This is a genomic window from Bacillus sp. GMs2/2, assembly GCF_050172095.1.
GTDB lineage: Bacteria > Bacillota > Bacilli > Bacillales > Bacillaceae_G > Bacillus_A > Bacillus_A cereus.
In genome coordinates this window covers 1-5213 of sequence record NZ_JBNLYE010000284.1, presented here as the reverse complement: position 1 = coordinate 5213, position 5213 = coordinate 1, and the positions used below count along the sequence as shown (strand labels likewise).

The window sequence follows — 5213 nt, the reverse complement described above, 5'->3', positions numbered from 1 at the left end:
CAAAACCGTCACGAAATGTGTCGAAAAATATATTGTCACTATACCATTTATTCTGTATATTTTTAAAAAAACATATACATATTGGGGAGATAATTTGATGAGCAAAAAATTATTAAAAACAGCTACAGCATTAACAATTATGGGTGGGGTGTTATTCTCAGCAGAGAGTAATAGTGTAAAAGCGGAAAGTGCACCGTTGCAAAAAGCAAATACAATTGTATTTAAAGATGTACCAAAAGGACATTGGGCATATGAGGCAATTCATGAATTAGCGGAACAAGAAATAATTTTGGGATATGGCGATGGAATATTCGGTTTTGGGGATAATGTAACACGTGAGCAAGTTGCAGCTTTAATTTACCGTGTGTTTGATATGGAAGAACAAGATGAATATGAAAACCCATATGGAGATATCGATGAAAATTCAACAAGCTTTATTGAGGAGATATTGGCTCTAACGGAAATCGGAATTTTCCAGGGAGACGAGAATGGAAACTTTAGACCGAAGGCGACGTTAACGCGTGCGGAAATGGCACAAGTTCTTACGAATGCTTTTGACCTACAGGCAAAGGGATCTCATAACTTTAATGATGTTTCAGCAAATTCATGGGCAACGAATGCAATTAGTGCAGTACAAACAAATGGTATTACAATGGGAATCGGAGAAGGTAAATTCGGTCCGTCTATGAAGGTAACGAGAGAACAATACGCACAGTTTTTACATAGAGCAATATTGCATGATATGGAACAAGGGCAGTAATAAAGTTTAACTAGTCAAAGTGAAATTCAAAAATAATACAAAAAGGTCGTTGTTGTATAACAGCGGCCTTTTTTGTATGAAATAAAGCGCGAAAGAATGGCGTTTTGAAAAAAAACGAAATGAATTTTCAAAAAAAACTTCCTTTTCTGAAGATTTGTTATATAATATAAAACATGAAATCAAATCTGTTATAAAACAGTTTAAGAAGGGGATGCTAATATGTCGACGCAAACTTCACGGGTTACACTCGTTGGAGAAATGTTACCAGCGTACAGCGAAATATTGACACCTGAGGTGCTTAGTTTTTTGAAGGAACTACATGAGAATTTTAATGAGCGCCGCATAGAACTTTTACAAAAACGTGTAGAAAAACAAAAGAGAATTGATGCAGGGGAGTTTCCGAAGTTTCTAGAAGAAACAAAACACATACGTGAAGCGGATTGGACAATTGCCAAGCTGCCAAAAGACTTAGAGGATCGCCGTGTAGAGATTACTGGACCGGTAGATAGAAAGATGGTCATTAACGCTTTAAATTCAGGAGCGCATCTTTTTATGGCGGATTTTGAAGATTCGAATTCACCAACTTGGGAAAATGCAGTGGAAGGCCAAATCAATTTACGAGATGCAGTAAAGGGAACGATTTCACATGAAAATGATAAAGGGAAAGAATATAGATTAAATGAGAAAACAGCTGTACTCATTGTACGTCCAAGAGGATGGCATTTAGAGGAAAAGCATATGCAAGTTGATGGGAAAAATATGTCGGGTAGCTTAGTAGACTTCGGCTTGTACTTTTTCCATAATGCGAAAACTCTTTTAGCAAAAGGGAGCGGCCCATACTTTTACTTACCGAAAATGGAAAGTTATTTAGAAGCGAGATTATGGAATGATGTATTCGTATTTGCTCAAAAATATATCGGCATTCCAAATGGAACGATTAAAGCAACTGTGTTACTGGAAACGATTCACGCTTCGTTTGAAATGGATGAAATTTTGTATGAGCTAAAAGATCATTCTGCTGGCTTAAACTGCGGAAGATGGGATTATATTTTTAGCTTTTTAAAGAGTTTCCGTAATCATAATAAATTCTTACTACCAGATAGAGCACAAGTCACGATGACGGCACCATTTATGCGTTCGTATTCTTTGAAAGTAATTCAAACATGTCACCGCCGTAATGCACCAGCAATTGGAGGAATGGCGGCACAAATTCCGATTAAAAATAATCCAGAAGCAAATGAAGCAGCTTTTGAAAAAGTGCGTGCTGATAAGGAACGCGAAGCTTTAGACGGTCATGACGGGACTTGGGTTGCCCACCCTGGACTTGTACCGGTTGCAATGGAAGTGTTTAATCACATTATGAAAACACCAAATCAAATTTTTAGAAAACGTGAAGAAATATGTGTAACAGAAAGTGATTTACTAGAGGTACCGGTGGGAACGATTACAGAAGAGGGCCTTCGCATGAATATTAGCGTAGGTATTCAATATATTGCATCTTGGTTAAGCGGACGGGGAGCAGCACCCATTTATAACTTAATGGAAGATGCGGCAACAGCTGAAATTTCAAGAGCACAAGTATGGCAATGGATTCGTCATGAAGGTGGAAAACTAAATGATGGTCGTAATATTACGCTTGAATTAATGGAAGAATTAAAAGAAGAAGAATTAGCAAAAATAGAAAGAGAGATTGGTAAGGAAGCCTTTAAGAAAGGGAGATTCCAAGAGGCGACAACGTTGTTTACAAATCTCGTTCGAAATGATGAATTCGTACCATTTTTAACATTACCGGGTTATGAAATTTTATAAAAAATGAAAAGGGGATGGAACAAATGAAAAACGAAAGAATCGAGAAGTTACAAGAAAGCTGGGAATTAGATGAGCGTTGGAAAGGGATCACACGTCCATATTCGGCAGAAGATGTAATTCGCCTGCGCGGGTCAATTGATATTGAACATACGTTAGCGCGTCGTGGTGCTGAGAAGCTTTGGACATCGCTTCATACAGAAGACTATATTAACGCACTTGGCGCATTAACAGGAAACCAAGCGATGCAACAAGTAAAAGCTGGGTTAAAAGCGATTTACTTAAGTGGTTGGCAAGTAGCAGCTGATGCAAACCTTTCTGGGCATATGTATCCAGACCAAAGTTTATATCCAGCGAACAGCGTACCTGCTGTAGTAAAACGAATTAATCAAACGCTTCAACGTGCGGATCAAATTCAGCATATGGAAGGAAGCGATGATACAGACTATTTCGTACCGATTGTAGCAGATGCAGAAGCTGGATTTGGTGGGCAATTAAATGTATTCGAACTGATGAAAGGTATGATTGAAGCAGGTGCATCAGGTGTGCATTTTGAAGATCAATTATCTTCAGAGAAAAAATGTGGCCATTTAGGCGGAAAAGTATTACTACCAACGCAAACAGCAGTACGCAATTTAATTTCTGCACGCCTTGCAGCAGATGTAATGGGAGTGCCGACAATTATCGTTGCAAGAACAGATGCGGATGCAGCTGATTTAATTACGAGCGATATTGATCCTGTTGATAAAGCATTTATTACAGGAGAAAGAACACCAGAAGGATTTTACCGTACGAATGCAGGTCTTGATCAAGCAATTGCGCGCGGTTTAGCGTATGCACCGTACGCAGACCTCGTTTGGTGTGAAACGTCAGAACCAAATTTAGAAGATGCAAAACGATTTGCGGACGCAATTCATAAGGAGCATCCAGGGAAGCTACTTGCATATAACTGCTCACCTTCATTCAACTGGAAACAAAAACTAGATGAAAAAACAATTGCAAGCTTCCAAAAGGAAATCGCATCTTACGGTTACAAGTTCCAATTCGTAACACTTGCTGGATTCCATTCATTAAATTACGGTATGTTTGAACTAGCACGTGGCTATAAAGAGCGCGGCATGGCAGCATACTCTGAACTACAACAAGCAGAATTCGCAGCTGAAAAACATGGCTACTCTGCAACACGTCATCAACGCGAAGTAGGAACAGGTTACTTTGATGAAGTGGCACAAGTGATTACAGGCGGAACTTCATCAACGACAGCGTTAAAAGGATCTACGGAAGAAGCACAGTTTACGAAATAAAAGGAAGGGGCACCTTTTTGAAAGGTGCCCTTTGTTATTTTCTAAACGATTCGAAAAGAGAGATTGAGTTGTCGGCAAAAAACGATACTAACTTTTCTTTATTACTAAATCAACTCCACTCAGCCCTATGATCACGAATAAACTTCATATCTTTCTCATAATGCTCTAGATGCCCTTCATCGATCATTCTTTGGAAATTCAAGTCGCCTTCTTGAGCTTTTCGTTTCATATATGTACATAACCCTTCTAATCGAAGCAACACCATTCCTAAGTAATCTTCATCCATATTTTTATCATAGGACTGAACGAACAAATTCACTCTCTCTTTAATACGATCTGCATGTTGCGATGAGTCATAATGAACGGCTTCACCGGATTCAGTATAATACACTCTACTTAAAGGCACACAAGTATAGAGTGTATAAGCGATATCCCATAGTCTTGGACCAGGAGCAGCAACATCGAAATCAATAATCCCTACTGGCTTCTTATTATTAAAAATAATGTTATATATGGCAAAATCATTGTGACATAAAACCTCAATGTTATTTGGAGTATGATCCATCGGTTTCCAATCAGCTAATAACGGAAAATCACTTACAGCATCATGGTAAAGGCGGAGCATCTTTGCTATTTCTTTTAATACATCATTAGATCGCATATATTCTTTTAAAGGATAATTGCCAGCTTCTCCTTCAATAAAGGATAAAATCTCTCTATCCTTTTCATCTACACCTAAAAACTTTGGAGCATAATGAAATCCTTTGTTTTCTAAATGTTGCAATAGCTTATGAATCTTTTCACTGCCTGGCTTTAACTCTCGCCGAACAGTATTTTTAGAACGATATACGCTTGAGACGTTTCCCCCTGTTAGCCTTTCTTCTTTAGCGTAGTTTGACATGTGAAAATTCCCCCTGTGATTAAAAAATCCAATTCCAAATAGTGAATAGACCAACAACGGCAGAAAAGAGAAGGGAAGCAAGCAATGCTAGACAGCCAAAAGGAACTAGCTTATCTTTCCATGTTTCTTTATACTCATAAATTAACTCCTCTGCTACTTTCTTCTGCACTAAAGATAAAGGTTGATCTTTATACAAACCTTTTATATGGTTAGAATCGCCTTTAAACTTTAAAGCACGTGCAATATGATGAGGACTATTTCCCATTGATTTTTCAAATAATAAACATGATTCATGCATAATATCTGTTTTATGCTCTTCTAGATACCAGTAACGTCCAGCCATTTCTGGATATTGTAATTTATAATAAATATCTCCGAGTTGTTTTCGAAGATGTAATTCATTTGGGTATGTAAAGATGAGGCCATGCAATCTATCTCTTGC

The 5213-nt window shown here is 37.9% G+C and carries 5 protein-coding genes; 3 read left to right on the top strand and 2 right to left on the bottom strand.

From position 1 onward, the window contains the following. Positions 1-97 precede the first annotated feature (97 nt). The 3 genes from ACQGS6_RS22455 to aceA all read left to right on the top strand — a co-directional run bounded on the left by ACQGS6_RS22455 (position 98) and on the right by aceA (position 3870). Positions 98-760 (top strand): S-layer homology domain-containing protein, encoded by a 663-nt coding sequence (locus tag ACQGS6_RS22455; RefSeq protein ID WP_000038560.1) that lies wholly within the window; start codon positions 98-100, stop codon positions 758-760. 219 nt (positions 761-979) lie between these two features. Further along, the gene (aceB, locus tag ACQGS6_RS22450) at positions 980-2569 is read left to right on the top strand and encodes a malate synthase A (protein WP_025967002.1); all 1590 of its coding nucleotides are present in this window, start codon (positions 980-982) and stop codon (positions 2567-2569) included. 23 nt (positions 2570-2592) lie between these two features. Continuing rightward, positions 2593-3870 carry an isocitrate lyase gene (aceA, locus tag ACQGS6_RS22445; RefSeq protein WP_000787346.1) on the top strand — a complete coding sequence of 426 codons (1278 nt, stop codon included), beginning with the start codon at positions 2593-2595 and terminating at the stop codon, positions 3868-3870. Between the two features lie 109 nt (positions 3871-3979). On the opposite strand, the gene ACQGS6_RS22440 is transcribed toward aceA, so the two are convergent. Next, the gene (locus ACQGS6_RS22440) at positions 3980-4771 is read right to left on the bottom strand and encodes a phosphotransferase (protein WP_025967003.1); all 792 of its coding nucleotides are present in this window, start codon (positions 4769-4771) and stop codon (positions 3980-3982) included. 19 nt (positions 4772-4790) lie between these two features. Beyond that, on the bottom strand, positions 4791-5213 hold a 423-nt coding region (locus tag ACQGS6_RS22435), incomplete at its 5' end, for a DUF6584 family protein (RefSeq protein ID WP_426965629.1).